We start from the raw sequence: 16,599 nt of genomic DNA on the forward strand, positions 1-16,599 counted from the left end.
TTCGTCCAGTCCACAACAGGGGGACATCATGCGCCTATTCTTTACGGCAGCCTTGCTCGCGCTGCCCACGGCCCTTCACGCCGAGCCGATGACGCTCGACACGGCGCTTGGGCTGGCAGCGACGCGCGCGCCGGAACTGCAAGCTCGCGAAGCCGGCATCGACGCCGCCCAATCGGCGGCGATCGCCGCCGACCGGCTGCCCGACCCGAAACTCAATATCGTCCTGCAGGACTTCCCGGTGACCGGGCCCGATGCGGGCCGGTTCAATCGCGACGATTTCACGATGCAGGTCATCGGCGTCAGCCAGGATTTTCCGAACCCCGCCAAGCGCCGCGCGCGCGCAACGCGCGCGCAGGCCGATATCGGAATCGCCCGCGCCGACGAGGCGGTCACTGCGCAGGACATCAGGCTCGCGACCGCGCTCGCCTGGGTCGATCTCTTCTACGCCAAGAAGCGCCTCAAGGAACTCGACCTGCTCGATACCGGCCTCGAAGACCTTCAAGCGACGGTGACCGCGCGGCTCGCCAGCGGCGCGGCGCGCCCGGCGCACGCGCTCGAGCCCGACCAGCTTCGCGCCGCGATCGCCGATCGCCGCAGCGCGCTCGCCGCCGAGATCGCCCGAGCCCGCGCACAGCTCGCCCGCTTTACCGGCGACCCCGCCGCCGATACGCTCGGCGATTTGCCGCCGCAGATGATCGACGAGCAAGGATTGCGCGCCGGGATCGACGCCCTGCCAAGGCTACGCGCGCTCGACGCCCGCGCGCTCGCGGCCGATGCCGAGACCGGTCTCGCGCGCGCCGACAAGCGCCCCGACTGGAGCGTCAATGCGGCCTATGGGCGGCGCGAACCCAATTTTGGCGACCTCGTCACGGTCGGGGTTACCGTCGACCTGCCCTTCTTCTCGAAGAAACGGCAGGACCCGAAGATTGCCGCGCGCGCCAGCGAAGCGGCGCGCGCGCGGCTCGACCGCGAGGCGGCCAAGCGCGACATCGCGGCGGCGCTCGACGCCGATCTCGCCGATCACCGCATGCATCATGAGCAGCTCGCCAATGCGCGCACGCGGCTCGTGCCGCTCGCGAAGAAGCGCGCCGAGCTCGATCTTGCAAGTTACGCCGCCGGAAAGCTCGACCTCGGGACCGCACTGCTGTCGACCCTCGCGCTCGCCGAGGCCGAAGTCGATGCGCTGGCGCGCGAAGCCGAGGTCGCGCGCGACGCGATCCGGATCAATTATGTTTATGGGGAGGCAGGTCGATGACCGATGCAACATCAGCGGCGCGTTGGCGCGCCGGAATATTGGCCGCGGTGCTGATCGCGGGCGGCGGCGGTTACTGGCTCGGACAGAGCGGCCAGGGCGATGCGCCAACCGAGGCGGCCGGCAGCGGCGGGCGCAAGATCCTCTATTATTATGATCCGATGTTCCCGAACCAGAAGTTCGACAAGCCCGGCAAGTCGCCCTTCATGGATATGCAGCTCGAGCCCAAATATGCCGACGACGGCAGCGGCATCGCACCGGGCGTGTCGGTCGATCCGGCCGCAAGGCAGAGCCTCGGCATAAGGGTGGTCGCGGCCGAAATGGGAAGCCTCGCGGCGACCTTCGACGTCAACGGCAGTATCGATTTCAACCAGCGCGACGTCGCGATCGTCCAGGCGCGCTCGGGCGGTTTCGTTGAGCGCGTCTATCGTCTCGCGCCGGGCGACGTGATCGGGTCCGGCACGCCAATCGCCGACCTGCAATTGCCCGAATGGGGCAGCGCCCAGACCGAATATCTGAGCGTCAAAAAGCTCGGCAAACCCGACCTCACCGCGGCGGCGCGGCTGCGGCTGCGGCTGATGGGCATGCCCGAAGGCGTGATAACCGAGGTCGACCGGACCGGGCGCACCGGCGGCAGACTGACGGTGCGCGCGCCGATCGGCGGGGTTGTCCAGACGCTCAATGCGCGCGCGGGTGTGACGCTCGCCGCCGGCCAGACCCTTGCCGAAATCTCGGGGCTCGGCACGGTATGGCTCAACGCCGCGCTTCCCGAGGCGCAAGCCGGACTCGTAAAGATCGGCCAGCGGGCGAGCGCGACCCTCACCGCCTTTCCCGGCGAAACATTCACCGGCAGGGTCATCGCCATCCTGCCGACCGCATCGGCCGACAGCCGGACGCTGACGGTGCGCGTCGAGCTCGCCAATCGCGGCGGGCGCCTCCGCCCCGGCATGTTCGCGGTGGTCGCGCTCGGCGGCGACGCCAAGCCTGCGCTGCTGGTGCCGAGCGAAGCGGTGATCCGCACCGGCACGCGCAGCATCGTGATGCTCGAAAAGGGCGACGGACGGTACCATCCCGCCGAGGTGGTCGCCGGACGCGAAGGCGGCGGCAAGACCGAGATATTGCAGGGTCTCGCTCCCGGCGAGAAGGTCGTCGCGTCGGGTCAGTTCCTGCTCGATTCCGAAGCGAGCCTGACCGGCCTCACCGTCCGCCCGCTGGAGGCGGCGCAATGATCGCGAAGATCATTCGCGCCTCGGTCGCGGCGCGCGGACTTGTCGTCGCGGCGGCACTGATCCTCACGTTGCTCGGGATCGCCGCGGTACGCACGACGCCGGTCGATGCCCTGCCCGACCTGTCGGACGTCCAGGTCATCATCCGCACGACTTATGCGGGCCAAGCGCCGCGGATCGTCGAGGACCAGGTCACCTACCCGATCACGACGACGATGCTCTCGGTGCCAGGCGCGCGTGTGGTCCGCGGCTATAGCTTCGTCGGCGACAGCTTCGTCTACGTGCTGTTCGACGACGGCACCGATCCCTATTGGGCGCGTAGCCGCGTGCTCGAATATCTGAGCCAGGTGCAAAGCCGTCTCCCCGAGGACGCACGCGCAAGCCTCGGCCCCGACGCGACCGGGGTCGGCTGGATCTATGAATATGCGCTGGTCGACAAGAGCGGCCGCCACGATCTTGCCGAGCTGCGCAGCCTCCAGGACTGGTTCCTGCGCTTCGAACTCAAGTCGGTTCCCGGCGTCGCCGAGGTCGCGAGCATCGGCGGCATGGTGCGCCAGTATCAGATCATCGTCGATCCGCAGAAGCTTGCCGCCTTCGACGTGACCGCAACCGAGGTGGCAGATGCCCTCAAGCGCGCCAACCAGGAGAGCGGCGGCGGCTCCCTCGAACTCGCCGAGGCCGAATATATCGTCCGCGCGAGCGGCTATCTGAAGTCGCTCGACGACTTCCGTTCGGTCCCCGTCCGCACCGCCGGCGGCGGACTCCCGGTGACGGTCGGCGATGTCGCGACGGTCCAGATCGGCCCCGACACAAGGCGCGGCATCGCCGAACTCAATGGCGAGGGCGAAGTTGCGGGCGGCGTGATCGTCATGCGCGAAGGCAAGAATGCCCGCGAGGTCATCGACGGCGTCCGCGCCAAGCTCGCCGAGCTCAAGCGCAGCCTGCCGCCCGGTGTCGAGATCGTCACCACCTATGATCGCTCGGGGCTGATCGACCGCGCGGTCGACAATCTGACCTCGAAGCTCGTCGAGGAGTTCATCATCGTCGGGCTCGTCTGCGCACTGTTCCTCTGGCACGCCCGGTCGGCGCTGGTCGCGATCCTGACCCTCCCGCTCGGCATCCTCATCGCCTTCATCGTCATGCGGCTGCAGGGGCTCAACGCCAATATATTGTCGCTCGGCGGCATCGCGATCGCGGTCGGCGCGATGGTCGATGCGGCCGTGGTGATGATCGAAAATGCCCACAAGCATCTCGAACATTGGGAACGCGATCATCCTGGCGAGGAGCTGAAAGGCGCCGTGCGCTGGCGCGTCATCACCGACGCCGCCGCAGAGGTCGGTCCGGCGCTGTTCCTCAGCCTCCTCATCATCACCTTCTCCTTCTTGCCGATCTTCACGCTCGAAGGCCAGGAAGGGCGGCTCTTCTCGCCGCTCGCCTTCACCAAAACCTATGCGATGGCGGCCGCCGCGATCCTCTCGATCACGCTCATCCCCGTGCTGATGGGCTGGCTGATCCGCGGAAAGATCCCCGCCGAACAGGCCAATCCGGTCAACCGCTGGCTGACCCGCATCTATCGCCCGGCACTCGACTGGGTGCTCGAACGGCCGAAAAAGGCGCTCCTCATCGCCGGCCTCGTCTTCGCCACCAGCCTCTGGCCGATGACCCAGATCGGCGGCGAGTTCATGCCGCAGATGCATGAGGGCGATCTCCTCTACATGCCCTCAGCGCTTCCCGGCATCTCAGCAGCGCGGGCGTCGAGCCTGCTCCAGCAGACCGATCGGCTGATCAAGACGGTGCCAGAGGTCGAAAGCGTGTTCGGCAAGGCCGGCCGCGCCGACAGTGCGACCGACCCCGCGCCCCTCGAGATGTTCGAGACGACGATCCGCTTCAAGCCGAAGGACCAGTGGCGCCCCGGCATGACCGAGGAGAAGCTGATCGAGGAGCTCGATGCGCGGGTCCGGGTTCCCGGGCTCGCCAATTTCTGGATTCCGCCGATCCGCAACCGGATCGACATGCTTGCGACCGGGATCAAAAGCCCGGTCGGCATCAAGGTCGCGGGCTCGGATCTTGCCGAGATCGACCGCACCGCGAAGCGCATCGAGGGCGTAGTCAGGACCGTCCCCGGCGTCGCCTCGGCGCTGGCCGAGCGCCTGACTGGCGGCCGTTATATCGACGTCGACATCGATCGCGCCGCCGCGGCGCGCTATGGTCTCAACGTCGCCGACGTGCAGGCGATCGTCGCGGGCGCGATCGGCGGCGAGACGATCGGCCAGACGGTCGAGGGGCTCGCGCGCTATCCGATCAGCGTCCGCTATCCACGCGAGCTGCGCGACAGCATCGGCAAGCTCGCGGCCCTTCCGATCCTGACGCCGTCGCGCCAGCAGATCACGCTCGGGACGGTGGCGAGCGTCAAGGTCAGCGACGGGCCGCCGATGCTGCGCAGCGAGAATGGCCGCCCGGTGACCTGGATCTATGTCGACAGCCGCGGCCGCGATTTGCAGGGTCTGGTGCACGACATCCAGCGGGCGATCGCGCGCGATGTCGAGCTGCCCCCCGGCGTCAGCATCTCCTACACCGGGCAGTTCGAGTTCCTCGTTCGTGCGACCGAGCGGATGAAGGTGGTCGTGCCGGTCACGCTCGCGATCATCTTCATCCTGCTCTACCTCACCTTCCGCCGCTGGGACGAGGCGCTGCTCATCATGGCGACCTTGCCCTTTGCACTCACCGGCGGGCTCTGGCTGCTCTATCTGCTCGGTTACAACCAGTCGGTCGCGAGCGCGGTCGGGTTCATCGCTCTCGCCGGCGTCGCCGCCGAGTTCGGGGTCGTCATGCTCATCTACCTCAAGCATGCGCTCGCCGATCGCGGCGATGGCGACATATTGGCCGCGGTTCGCGAGGGCGCGCTGCTTCGCGTCCGGCCGAAGGCGATGACCGTCGCGGTGATCCTCGCGGGCCTGTTCCCGATCCTCGTCGGGACCGGCACCGGCTCCGAAGTGATGAGCCGCATCGCCGCGCCGATGATCGGCGGCATGCTGACCGCGCCGCTGCTCTCGATGCTCATCATTCCCGCCGCCTATCTGCTGATGCGCAGGCGCGCGGCCCATCCCGTTCAACCCGAAGGAGAAATGACATGAAGAATTTGACCGCCATCGCACTGGGCATCGCGCTCAGCGCAGGACTTGCCGGCTGCGGCAAGCAGGGCGAAGCGCCGAAGACCGAAGAAAAGGCCGCGATGGCCGATGACGCCGGAACCATGGCGATGCCCGCCGAAACCAAACATGGCAAGGGCACGGCGACCGTGACCGCAATCGATAGCGCGAAGGGACAGGTCACGCTCGATCATGGCGCGATCGCCGAACTCGAATGGCCGCCGATGACGATGGGCTTCGCCGCAAAGCCCGAGCTGCTGAAGGACATCAAGGTCGGCGACAAGGTCGCGTTCGAGCTCGACTGGAACGGCAAGGCCGGGACGATCACCAAGCTCGACAAGGCGCCGTAAGATCCGCCGGCGCGCGCGGCGAAGCCAGTCGTCGCGCGCGCCAGCCCCTTCCTTCCCCGAACCCGGATGCGTCCGGTCGGATCGATCAATCGGTCTGGAGCGCGAGTTCGGTGCCCGCGATCGCCTCGATCACCCGGCATTCGGCGGCCCGGCCGCCCTCGCAGGAGGTCGCGACTTCGGTCAGCGCCGAGCGCAAGGTTTCGAGCCGCGCGATGCGGATGCCGATATCGGCAAGATGCGCGCGCGCGATCGCCGCGGCCGCGCCGCAATCGCGGTCGGGCTGATCCGAAAGCGCCAGCAGCGAGCGGATTTCGGGGATCGAAAAACCGAGCTGCCGGCCGTGGCGGACGAAGGCGAGCCGCCGAAGGTCGGCCGCATCATAGCTTCGCCGTCCCGAAGCGGTGCGCAGGGCTTCGGGCAGCAGCCCGATCTCTTCATAGAAGCGGATGGTGTTGACCTTGGTCCCGGTCTCCCGGGCAAGGTCGCCGATCGCGAGCCGCTTGGTCATATTATGCTTGATCCTCCAGTGACTGGAGGATGTATAGGCGCGCCCTGTACGAAGTTGAAGGCGGCAAAGCGAAGAGCGCGCCGCCACCATGGAGTGAAGACGCGATGGCGGAGGGATCCGAGAGCGGTGACGGCTGCGGATGCACGGGAGACCCGGTGCGCGCGGAAAAGGACCCCGCCTATCGCCGTGCCCTCTGGATCGTGGTTATCCTAAATCTCGGCTTCGGCGCTATCGAGATCGTCGGCGGATTCATCGCCAACAGCCAGGCGCTGAAGGCCGACTCGCTCGACTTCATCGGCGACGGCACGATCACGCTGGCCGGCCTCGTCGCGATCGGCTGGACGGCGCTCGCCCGCACCCGCATCGCTCTTGCCCAAGGCCTGTTCCTGCTGACGCTCGGGCTCGGCGTCATCGGCGTCGCGCTGTGGCGCGCCCTGACAGCGGTTCCGCCCGAAGCCGAGCTGATGGGCGGCATCGGCTTCGTTGCACTGCTCGTCAATCTCACCTCGGCGGCGGTCCTCTCGCGGTTTCGCGAAGGCGACGCCAATGTCCGCGCTGTTTGGCTGTTCAGCCGCAATGACGCGGTCGCTAATGTCGCGGTAATCATCGCTGCGGGCCTCGTCGCATGGACCGGCCAGGCCTGGCCCGACCTTGCAGTCGCCGCCATCATTGCAGCGCTTTTCCTTCATTCAGCCTATGAGATTCTGCGCAGTGCCCGGACCGAACTGCGCGAATTGTCGACTGTGACCGGGCAATAGGACCGATGCCACCCACTCGCGGCCTTCGCTTCTTGCTGGTCTTGCTTGCCGCCATTGGCAGCCTCGCCGCGCAGGGTGCGCAGGCGCGCAGCGATGCCGATGAAGTCCAGACCGTCTGGCGCCTGCTGGACTATATTGCCGTCGATTATGGCGGGGCCGTCGCGAATGGGGAGGTAACTAGCACAGTCGAATATGCCGAGATGACGGAGTTCGCGGCCACTGTTCGCAAAGGTATCGCCGCTCTCCCGGTATCACCGGCGCGGGCTCGCCTGGTTGCCGAAGCGGGGCAACTCGAAGCGGCGATCGCGTCGAAGACCGAGCCCGGCAAGGTTGCCGGCCAAGCACGCGCACTCGCGGCGGACCTGCTTGCCGCCTATCCGGTGCCTCTCGCCCCGCGCAACGCTCCCGATCCCCGGCGCGGAGCCCAAATCTATCTCGAGAATTGCGCCAGCTGTCACGGGGTACGAGGCGATGGCAACGGACCTCAGGCTAAGGGGCTGGACCCCGCACCCATCGATTTCACCGATGCCGCACGTGCTCGCAAGCGCAGCCTGTTCGCTCTCTACCAGGTCATAGGCCAAGGGCTCGAGGGCACCTCCATGCCCAGCTTTGCCAATTTGCCATCGGACGATCGCTGGGCGGTGGCAGCCTATGCTGGTGGGTTTGCCTTTCGCGACATCGCGGCCGGTCAGAAATTCTGGAACCAGACTCCCGCCGCTCGCGAAATGGTCCCCGACCTGCAGGCCTTGACGAGCCTCAGCCCGGAAGCGCTTGGGCGTATGCTCGACCCCGAGAAGGCTGATGCGCTCACAGCCTATTTGCGCTCCGATCCCAAGGCATTGAGCACCGCCTCGCCCGCAACGCTCGCGGTTGCACGGGCTAAACTGGCGCAAAGCCTGGCCGCCTACCGCAAGGGAAATCGGAGCGAAGCAGCGCGTCTGGCGTTGTCCGCCTATCTTGATGGTTTTGAACCAGTCGAGCCGATTCTGACGACGCGAGATTCGGCCCTTATGGCGCAAATCGAATCCGCGATGTCCGATTACCGCGTCTCCATCACGCGAGGAATGCCGGTCGATGCGGTCGCGGGTAAAGCCGCCGCAGTCGAAGCCCTTTTCACCGACGCAGAAGCCGCTCTGTCTCCAGATGCAGCCAGCGACGCGTCGACCTTTGTCGGGGCGCTGACCATCTTGCTGCGCGAAGGTCTCGAAGCCCTTCTGATCATCGTGGCGATGATCGCCTTCTTGCGAAAAGCTGAACGACCCGACGTCCTGTCCTATGTTCATGGCGGCTGGATCGCCGCCCTGGCGGCCGGCGGCGCAACCTGGGCGGTCGCGACCTATGCGATCTCGATCAGCGGCGCGAACCGCGAGTTGACCGAAGGGTTCGGCTCGCTCTTCGCCGCGGTGGTTCTGGTCTGGGTTGGCATCTGGATGCACGGCAAGTCCCATGCGGAGAGCTGGCAGCGCTATATTCGCGAAGCGATGGGCAAGGCGCTTTCGCGCCGCTCAGCCTGGTTTCTATTCGGGCTCGCCTTCCTGGTGGTCTATCGGGAAGTCTTTGAGACCATCCTGTTTTTCGCGGCGCTTGCCGCGCAAGGAAGCCGCGGCGCAATCGCCGCCGGAGCTGGAACCGCATTGGTAATCCTCGCAGCAATCGCATGGGTCATGCTTCGGTACAGCCGGGTCCTGCCGATCGGGAAATTTTTCGCTTATAGTTCTGCGCTGATCGCGATCCTGGCAGTCATCCTGGCTGGCAAGGGCGCGGGCGCGCTGCAGGAAGCTGGTCTCCTCGGCGTTACGCCGCTCGCCCTTGTTCCCCGGCTCCCGACGCTTGGGGTTTTTCCAACGATGGAATCCCTTTTGCTGCAGTTTTTGTCGTTGACGATTCTCTGGGCTGGTTATCGCTACAACAGCCGAAAGCACCGGCAGAACGAGGCGGCGCATGGATAACGGTGCGGCAATCGTCAGCAAATGCCATCACAAGGAGACGTGTCGGCGTCAGGCATTGCGCGCTCGTAAGGGACTCGATGACTTCGGCAAGACGTCAACGGCCCGAGATTCTGCTTGCCTTTGAAACGGATCGGTTTCGTTTCGCCAAGCAGGCGATGGACCAGCCGTCCGGGTGGCGTGCGCTGGAGCGCGCGCATATCATCGCCCAGCCCTACTTTGCGCCCCATCTGGTCACGGAATGGTGGAGGGCTCTCTTCGCCTTGGTGCTCCGAGATTGGCGCGAGGTGGCGGGTCAGCTTTTCGATGCTCGCCCTGGTCCCCATGGGTTCGCTTACGGGCCGACTGCCTGCGGGAAATAGGGGGCGGGCCCGGGTCAGCGCGTTCTTGCCCATGGCAATTCCATCCGATCTGGCCGCCGCGATGTCATGCGGCGACGATCGGCTTAAGAGCCGGTAAGGGACTTTATGGCTGGTGCAATGATGCGATTGCTGGTGATTGTGGGCGTGCTGCTTTGTACGTTGCAATTCTGCGAGCCCGCGTCCGCCCACACTGCCGATCAAGGCGCCGCCTATTCGCTGGGTCAGGACAGCGATGAGCGACGGCCAAGCGAGCCGGCGAAAAAGGTCGCCCATAGCGGTCACGATCATTGTTGCATTGCATCGGACCAGCACCAAGTCGCCAGCACGGCTCAGCTTGCTCCGGCCAGCGAACCGCCATTTTCAGCGACGGTCGTGCAACGACCGTCGCGGGTGCTGCCTCCCTTGCTCGATCCACCTCTCGCCTGACCCCTTGACGCACTCGCCGCTTTCCCGCGGCGATCTCTCCGATCAATCGAGGATGGATCTTTATGTTCAGGTACGTTGCTGCCCTCGTGGCAGCCACATCGTGCGTCGCAATCGCGCATGCACAGGAGGCCGGCACCGAAAGCCGGCAGATATCAGGCCCGCTCCTGACGCTCGACGAGGCGGTCGCGCTCGCGGGTGGTAGCGCGCCCGCGGCGGAAGCGGCGGCGGCGAATGTCGATGCCGCGAATGCCGCGCGGCGCGTAGCGGGTCTCAGGCCAAACCCCGCTCTCTCGGTCGAAGTCGAGAATTTCGTCGGCACTGGCCCCTATAATGGCGTCAAGGGCGCCGATGTGACGGCCAGCATCGCCATCCCGCTCGAACTCGGCGGCAAGCGGCAAGCCCGGATCGCGGTCGCCGATGCGGCGGCGCTCCGTGCGCAAATCGCACAGGCAATCGCAGAGGCCGACATCCGCTTGCAGGTGACCGAGCTTTATATCCAGGCCTCAGCCGCCGAAGTGCGCGTCGCGATTGCCGAGGACCAATATCGTATTGCCGGGGATACGGCGCGCGCCGCTACCATAAGAGTGCAGGCCGGGCGCGCCTCACCGCTCGAACAGGAACGCGCCGAAGTCGCGCGCCTGACGGCGGAAGCCGAGGCCAAGAAAGCACGCCGGCTCGCCGATGCCGCGCGCGGCAATCTCGCGCGCCGCATCGGCCGCCCGATCGCCGGCCCGCTCGATATCGCGGTGCTCGGCGGACCCGGCGCCGGGACGATGGGGCCACCGCGGCCGACCTCGGCGGCGGGAACGCTCGCGCTGGCGGCGGCCGACGTCGACCTCGCCACCGCCGATGCCGGCGTCGAGCTGGCACGTTCGCAGCGCGTGCCCGATCTCACCGTCGGCCCGGGCATTCGCCGGCTGGAGGCGACCAATGATGTCGCGGCGGTGTTCAGCGTCTCGGTGCCGCTGCCGCTGTTCAACAACGGCCGCGCCGCGGTCGACCAGGCGAATGCCGAACGGCGGCGCGCCGATGCCGAGCGCCGCGTCACCGCGCTCGATGTCGAGCAACAGATCAGCGACGCCGAAGTCGAGGCCGCCAACGCGGCGGCCGCGGCACGCGTGGCCAGCGGCCCCGCTCTGTCCTCCGCGATGGAGGCCGCGCGGATCGCGCGCATCGGCTACCGCGAGGGCAAATTCGGACAGCTCGAACTGCTCGATGCCGAACGGACGCTGACCGAGATGCGCTCCGCGTCGATCGATGCCCTCGCCTCCTATCAACTCGCCAAGGCCCGGTTGGAACGCCTCACGGCTCCCGCGCCGCTCGAAGGAAATTGATCCCATGACCATCACTATAAACCGAAAGCTGCTGCTCGCCGCGACGCTGCCGCTGTTCCTCGCCGCCTGCGGTGGCGGCGAGAGTGCCAAGCCCGCCGACGAGCATGGCGAAGAAGAGGCAGGCCATGCCGACGAGGGCAAGATCACCCTCACCAACGAGCAGATCAAGATCGCCGGGATTGCGCTCGGCCGTCCGACCGTCGGCAACGCCGGTGCGCTGCAACTGCCCGCGACGATCGAAGGCGATCCGCAAGGAACGCAGGCCGTGTCGGCGGCGATCGGCGGGCGCGTCGTCGCGCTCAATCGCAATCTCGGGCAGAGCGTCGGGCGCGGACAGACGCTCGCGATCATCGAAAGCCGCGAGGCCGCGCAGCTCCAGGGCGAGGTGCAGGCGACGCGCGCTCGGCTCGCACTCGCCAACTCCAATCTCGCGCGCGAGGAACGGCTGTTCGCACAGCGCGTGTCGCCCGAGCAGGATGTGATTGCGGCACGCACCGCCGCGACCGAAGCCAGGATCGCCTATCAACTCGCACAGCAGCAGGTATCCGCCGCAGGCGGCGGCGGCGGCCAGCTCAACCGGATTGCCATTACCGCGCCGATTTCGGGCCAGGTAATCGCGCGCAGCGTGGTGCTCGGTCAGACGGTCCCCGCCGATGCAGAACTCTATCGCATCGCCAACCTCTCGAGCGTTTCGCTCTCGCTGAACCTCCAGCCCGCCGACGCCGGTCGTATCCGGCCCGGCGCCACCGTCTCGGTAAGCGCACCCGGACGCCAGGCGACCGGCAAGATCAGCTTCGTCTCGCCCGCGCTCGATCCGGCCACGAAGCTCGTGCCCGCAATCGCGATCCTCGACAATCGCGCCGGCCAATGGCGCGTTGGCGAAGCCGTGACCGCCTCGGTCGCGCTGGCTGCGAGCGGCGGCGACGGCTCGATCAGCGTTCCCGCGACCGCGATCCAGACCGTCGAGGGCAAGAGCGTCGTGTTCGTGCGTACCAAGGACGGGTTCGAGGCTGTCCCCGTGGTGCTCGGCGACCGCGCGGGAGCCAATGTCATCGTCCGCTCCGGGCTCAAGGGCACCGAGCAGATCGCCATCACCAACAGCTTTTCGCTCAAGGCCGAGATCGGCAAGGGCGAAGCAGGCGATGAGGACTAAGCCATGATCGCTCGTATCGTTACCTGGGCGGTCGAGAAGCGCTGGCTTGTCGTCCTGCTCACCGCCATCGCCGCCATAATCGGAGCGACAGCATTGTCGCGCCTGCCGATCGACGCGGTTCCCGACATCACCAACAACCAGATCCAGATCAACGTCCGCGCCCCCGCGCTGTCGCCCGAACTCGTCGAGAAGCAGGTCGCCTTCCCGATCGAGACCGCGCTCGCGGGGATCCCCGGCCTCGATCACACAAGGTCGCTGAGCCGCAACGGCTTCGCGCAGGTCACCGCGGTCTTCGACGATTCGACCGACATTTATTTCGCGCGCCAGCAGGTGGGCGAACGCCTCAACGAGGCAACCGAGAATATGCCCGACGGGGTTCGCCCCGAGATGGGGCCGATCGCGACGGGTCTCGGCGACGTCTATATGTGGACGGTCCGCCTCGCGCACCGCAAGGACGATGCGCACAAGGCCGGCGAGCCCGGCCTGCAACCCGACGGCAGCTATGTGACCCCCGAAGGCGAACGGCTCGTCACCGAGGCCGACAAGTCGACCTATCTTCGCACGACGCAGGACTGGATCGTCACGCCGCTCGTCCGGACGGTTCCCGGCGTCGCGGGCGTCGATGCGATCGGCGGCTATTCGAAGCAGTATCTGGTCGTTCCCGACGTGCAGCGCCTCGCCGCGCTCGACCTCAGCCTCACCGAGCTCGCCGAAGCCCTCGAACGGAACAATAGCGCGGTCGGCGGCGGCGTCGTCGAGCGCAATGGCGAAGGGCTCGCCGTTCGTTCGGACGCGCTGGTCCGCGACACCGCCGAGCTGGCGCGCACCGTCGTCGCAACGCGCGCGGGCGTTCCGATCACGCTCGACCAGGTGGCGACGGTCCGCACCGGCCAGGCGGTTCGCATGGGTTCAGCCTCTGAAAATGGCACCGAAGTCGTCGTCGGCACCGCGGTCATGCGCATCGGCGAGAACAGCCGGACGGTCGCGACCGCGGTCGCAGACCGGCTGAAGGAGGTAAACGCCTCGCTGCCGCCCGATGTCGTTATCGAGCCGGCGCTCGATCGTACCAAGCTCGTCAATTCGACGATCTGGACGGTCGGCAAGAACCTGACCGAGGGTGCGCTGCTCGTCATTGTCGTGCTTTTCCTGCTGCTCGGCAATTTCCGCGCGGCGCTGATCGCGGCGCTCGTCATCCCGATCACAATGCTGCTCACCAGCTTCGGCATGCTGCGCGCCGGCGTCTCGGCGAACCTGATGAGCCTCGGCGCACTCGACTTCGGCCTCATCGTCGATGGCGCCGTCATCATCGTCGAGAATGCGCTGCGGCGCATGGCCGACCTCCAGCATCGCCACGGCCGCATCCTGACCGTCCAAGAGCGTCTCGCAACCGTCGCATCGGCGGCGCGCGAGATGGTGCGCCCGTCAGTCTATGGGCAGGCGATCATCATCCTCGTCTATGTGCCGCTGCTCACGCTCAGCGGGGTCGAGGGCAAGACCTTCATCCCGATGGCGCTGACCGTGATCATCGCCCTCGCTTTCGCCTTCATCCTCTCGCTCACCTTCGTCCCCGCCGCGATCGCCATCTGGCTGTCGAAGCGGGTCGAGGAGAAAGAGGGCCGCATCATGAGCTGGCTGAAGCAACGCTACGAGCCCGGTCTCGACCGCGCTATGAGCAAGCCCAAGGTCACGCTCGGCGCGGGCATCGGGGGGTTCCTTGTTGCGATCCTCGCCTTCTTCTCGCTCGGCCAGGTGTTCCTGCCGCAGCTCGACGAGGGCGATCTCCTGATCCAGGCGTTTCGCGTGCCCTCGACGTCCGTCGAACAGAGCCAGGCCATGCAAGTGCCAATCGAGAAAATGCTCGCAAGGCAGCCCGAAGTCGCGATTGTCTTCTCGAAGACCGGCACGGCGGACCTTGCGTCCGATCCGATGCCGCCCAACGCGACCGACAATTTCGTGATCCTCAAGCCTCGGAAAGAATGGCCGGACCCAAGCCTCCCCAAGGCCGAACTCGTCGAGCGGCTGGAGAAGGAACTGAACAAGATCCCGGGCAATGCCTATGAGATCACTCAGCCGATCCAGATGCGCTTCAACGAGCTGATTGCGGGCGTGCGCGGTGACATTGCGATCAAGGTCTATGGCGACGACTTCGACGCGATGAACGCGACCGCGCAGCAAGTCGCCGCAATCTTGCGGAAGACCGAAGGCGCGAGCGACGTGCGCGTCGAAGAGACCGAAGGTCTCTCGATGCTCGACATTCGGGCGAACCGCGACGCGATGGCGCGGCTCGGCGTCAGCGCGCGTGACGTGCAGGATGTCGTCACCGCAACGATCGGCGGCCGCGAGGCCGGCACGATCTTCGAAGGCGACCGGCGCTTCCCGATCGTCATCCGGCTGTCCGACGCGCAGCGCGCTGACCTGTCGGTGCTCGAACAGGTACAGGTCCCGGTGGCGGGCGGCGCCTTCGTGCCGCTGGCGAGCGTCGCCGATATCCGTATCGTCGAGGGACCGAACCAGATCAGCCGCGAAAACGGGAAGAGGCGCGTCGTCGTACAGGCCAATGTCCGCGGGCGTGCCATCTCCGACGTCGTGGCCGATGCAAAGGCCGGCATCGCGAACGATGTTCGCTTGCCCGCCGGCAGCTATCTCGAATGGGGCGGCCAGTTCGAGAACCTCGCCTCCGCACGCGATCGGCTCCAGCTCGTCGTCCCGGCCTGTTTCGTGCTAATTCTGTTGCTGCTCTATGGCGCGCTTCGATCGTCGCGCGATGCGGCGATCGTATTCACGGGCGTGCCGCTGGCACTGATCGGCGGCGTGCTCGCGCTGTTCCTCCGGGGCATGGATTTCTCCATATCGGCGGCGGTCGGGTTCATCGCGCTGTCGGGCATCGCCGTGCTCAACGGGCTCGTGATGGTGTCCTCGATCCAGGAGCTGATGCGCTCGGGCATGGCGCGGGCCGAAGCCGCAAGGCAAGGCGCGCTCATGCGCCTTCGCCCTGTGGTGATGACCGCACTCGTCGCCAGCCTCGGCTTCGTGCCGATGGCACTTGCGACCGGTGCGGGCGCGGAAGTCCAGAAGCCGCTCGCAACTGTGGTGATCGGCGGGCTGATCTCGGCGACCCTGCTGACGCTCTTCGTACTTCCGACCCTCTATGCCCGCTATGGCAGCCGGGAAGCGGACCTGCGGGAAGATCATTTGCAGTACGACGACAGCCTACCTGCGAGCACCCCCTGATGATCAGCACGACAAGACGCGCGGCGCGCAAGGCTGCGGTTCTTTTGGACCGGCGGGCAACCATGCTGCCCGCTGGCGCCCGGGCGCCGATCCTCGACGACTTCGTGAACATGTTGCCACATTGCCTGGTGATTCACATCGTAAGGGATCAGAATTCTAAAAATCTGGATCCAGGTCCAGCCCGGAACGGATGAGGTGCTCGTCACCGGAAGCGCCCAACGAGCCGGGACGAGCAGTGTCGTACACTGCGGGCATCTTCACGCTTCCGCCGACATCGTCGGTGGAAGCGAGTCGATTATCGCAGACGCGCGCTAGACCTGTCCGATTTCCCCGCGCGTTAGACATTTTGGCCCGGTTCGGCGTACCTATACCGGTTTGAACATCGATCTGCTCCGCAACCGCTTGGTTGGAATGAGTGGGAATCGCTGCCGGAGAATATGACAACGTCCTCTTCCGCCTTGGCCGGGCAGCCATTTCCGAAGGGGTCACGCCGTTGGCGTTCCACTCCAGCAATTTTAACGCATTTCAGCCGATCGGAGGGACCGACGCATCCTGCTGCGCGCTTGCGCCCCGATCCGGTAGTTGCGGCACGCTAAGCGCCAATCCTTTCCTAGAGACACCCGTCGGCTCGCCGTCATCATATTACGCCCTTATTACGCGAGACGAAATGCGCCTCGACGTAACGCGGCATATTACGCCGCCCTTTAGCGTAAGTGGCTGAAATTAGCCGGAAAATTGGAGCGGGCGAAGGGATTCGAACCCTCGACCCCAACCTTGGCAAGGTTGTGCTCTACCCCTGAGCTACGCCCGCTCTGGCGGCTGGAAACCGGTCGGTTCCAGCGGGTGAGGCGGGCGATTAGCACCGGCTTTTTGACTCGGCAACCCCTGAATGCGCTTTTTCTCT

The 16,599-nt window shown here is 66.2% G+C and carries 13 protein-coding genes and 1 tRNA gene; 12 read left to right on the top strand and 2 right to left on the bottom strand.

The features are described from left to right. Window positions 1–28: 28 nt before the first annotated feature. Genes VFG17_RS13345 through VFG17_RS13360 form a run of 4 tightly spaced genes read left to right on the top strand, consistent with a single transcriptional unit; the run spans window position 29 to window position 5,977 of the window. Window positions 29–1,255: a TolC family protein gene (locus VFG17_RS13345; protein ID WP_095388916.1), complete on the top strand. Its 1,227-nt coding sequence runs from the start codon at window positions 29–31 to the stop codon at window positions 1,253–1,255. Beyond that, window positions 1,252–2,481 (top strand): efflux RND transporter periplasmic adaptor subunit, encoded by a 1,230-nt coding sequence (locus VFG17_RS13350; RefSeq protein ID WP_095388917.1) that lies wholly within the window; start codon window positions 1,252–1,254, stop codon window positions 2,479–2,481. Before VFG17_RS13345 ends, VFG17_RS13350 begins: the two co-directional genes overlap by 4 nt. Next, window positions 2,478–5,612, top strand: coding sequence for an efflux RND transporter permease subunit (locus VFG17_RS13355; protein ID WP_095388918.1), 3,135 nt, complete (start codon window positions 2,478–2,480; stop codon window positions 5,610–5,612). Before VFG17_RS13350 ends, VFG17_RS13355 begins: the two co-directional genes overlap by 4 nt. After that, the gene (locus VFG17_RS13360; RefSeq protein ID WP_011542714.1) at window positions 5,609–5,977 is read left to right on the top strand and encodes a copper-binding protein; all 369 of its coding nucleotides are present in this window, start codon (window positions 5,609–5,611) and stop codon (window positions 5,975–5,977) included. The genes VFG17_RS13355 and VFG17_RS13360 overlap by 4 nt, the downstream gene beginning before the upstream one ends. Before the next feature lie 85 nt (window positions 5,978–6,062). On the opposite strand, the gene VFG17_RS13365 is transcribed toward VFG17_RS13360, so the two are convergent. Next, a complete protein-coding gene (locus tag VFG17_RS13365) occupies window positions 6,063–6,485 on the bottom strand; it encodes a MerR family transcriptional regulator (protein WP_095388919.1) in 423 nt (140 codons plus the stop codon). 104 nt (window positions 6,486–6,589) lie between these two features. Here VFG17_RS13365 and VFG17_RS13370 point away from each other — a divergent pair, with 104 nt between their 5' ends. The 8 genes from VFG17_RS13370 (at window position 6,590) to VFG17_RS13405 (ending at window position 15,695) form a co-directional block, all read left to right on the top strand. After that, complete coding sequence (locus tag VFG17_RS13370) at window positions 6,590–7,243, top strand: cation transporter (RefSeq protein ID WP_095388920.1); 654 nt, start codon at window positions 6,590–6,592, stop codon at window positions 7,241–7,243. A 5-nt stretch (window positions 7,244–7,248) separates the two neighbouring features. Beyond that, complete coding sequence (locus tag VFG17_RS13375) at window positions 7,249–9,192, top strand: cytochrome c/FTR1 family iron permease (protein WP_095388921.1); 1,944 nt, start codon at window positions 7,249–7,251, stop codon at window positions 9,190–9,192. 155 nt (window positions 9,193–9,347) lie between these two features. Beyond that, window positions 9,348–9,551: a DUF3703 domain-containing protein gene (locus VFG17_RS13380; protein WP_255247287.1), complete on the top strand. Its 204-nt coding sequence runs from the start codon at window positions 9,348–9,350 to the stop codon at window positions 9,549–9,551. Then, window positions 9,514–9,648: a DUF3703 domain-containing protein gene (locus tag VFG17_RS13385; protein WP_255247277.1), complete on the top strand. Its 135-nt coding sequence runs from the start codon at window positions 9,514–9,516 to the stop codon at window positions 9,646–9,648. The genes VFG17_RS13380 and VFG17_RS13385 overlap by 38 nt, the downstream gene beginning before the upstream one ends. Window positions 9,649–9,668: 20 nt before the next feature. Continuing rightward, window positions 9,669–9,977 carry a hypothetical protein gene (locus tag VFG17_RS13390; protein WP_141237216.1) on the top strand — a complete coding sequence of 103 codons (309 nt, stop codon included), beginning with the start codon at window positions 9,669–9,671 and terminating at the stop codon, window positions 9,975–9,977. A 62-nt stretch (window positions 9,978–10,039) separates the two neighbouring features. After that, complete coding sequence (locus VFG17_RS13395; RefSeq protein WP_095388922.1) at window positions 10,040–11,311, top strand: TolC family protein; 1,272 nt, start codon at window positions 10,040–10,042, stop codon at window positions 11,309–11,311. A 4-nt stretch (window positions 11,312–11,315) separates the two neighbouring features. Next, on the top strand, window positions 11,316–12,464 hold the full coding sequence (locus VFG17_RS13400) for an efflux RND transporter periplasmic adaptor subunit (protein ID WP_095388923.1): 1,149 nt from the start codon (window positions 11,316–11,318) through the stop codon (window positions 12,462–12,464). 3 nt (window positions 12,465–12,467) lie between these two features. Then, entirely contained in the window at window positions 12,468–15,695 is a 3,228-nt protein-coding gene (locus tag VFG17_RS13405; RefSeq protein WP_095388924.1) for an efflux RND transporter permease subunit, read from the top strand. Window positions 15,696–16,431: 736 nt separating this feature from the next. Here VFG17_RS13405 and VFG17_RS13410 read toward each other — a convergent pair. Then, window positions 16,432–16,506: transfer RNA gene (locus VFG17_RS13410), tRNA-Gly, on the bottom strand. Window positions 16,507–16,599: the final 93 nt, after the last annotated feature.

It is taken from the genome of Sphingopyxis sp. (genome assembly GCF_035686825.1).
In the GTDB taxonomy this organism is placed as follows: Bacteria; Pseudomonadota; Alphaproteobacteria; order Sphingomonadales; family Sphingomonadaceae; genus Sphingopyxis.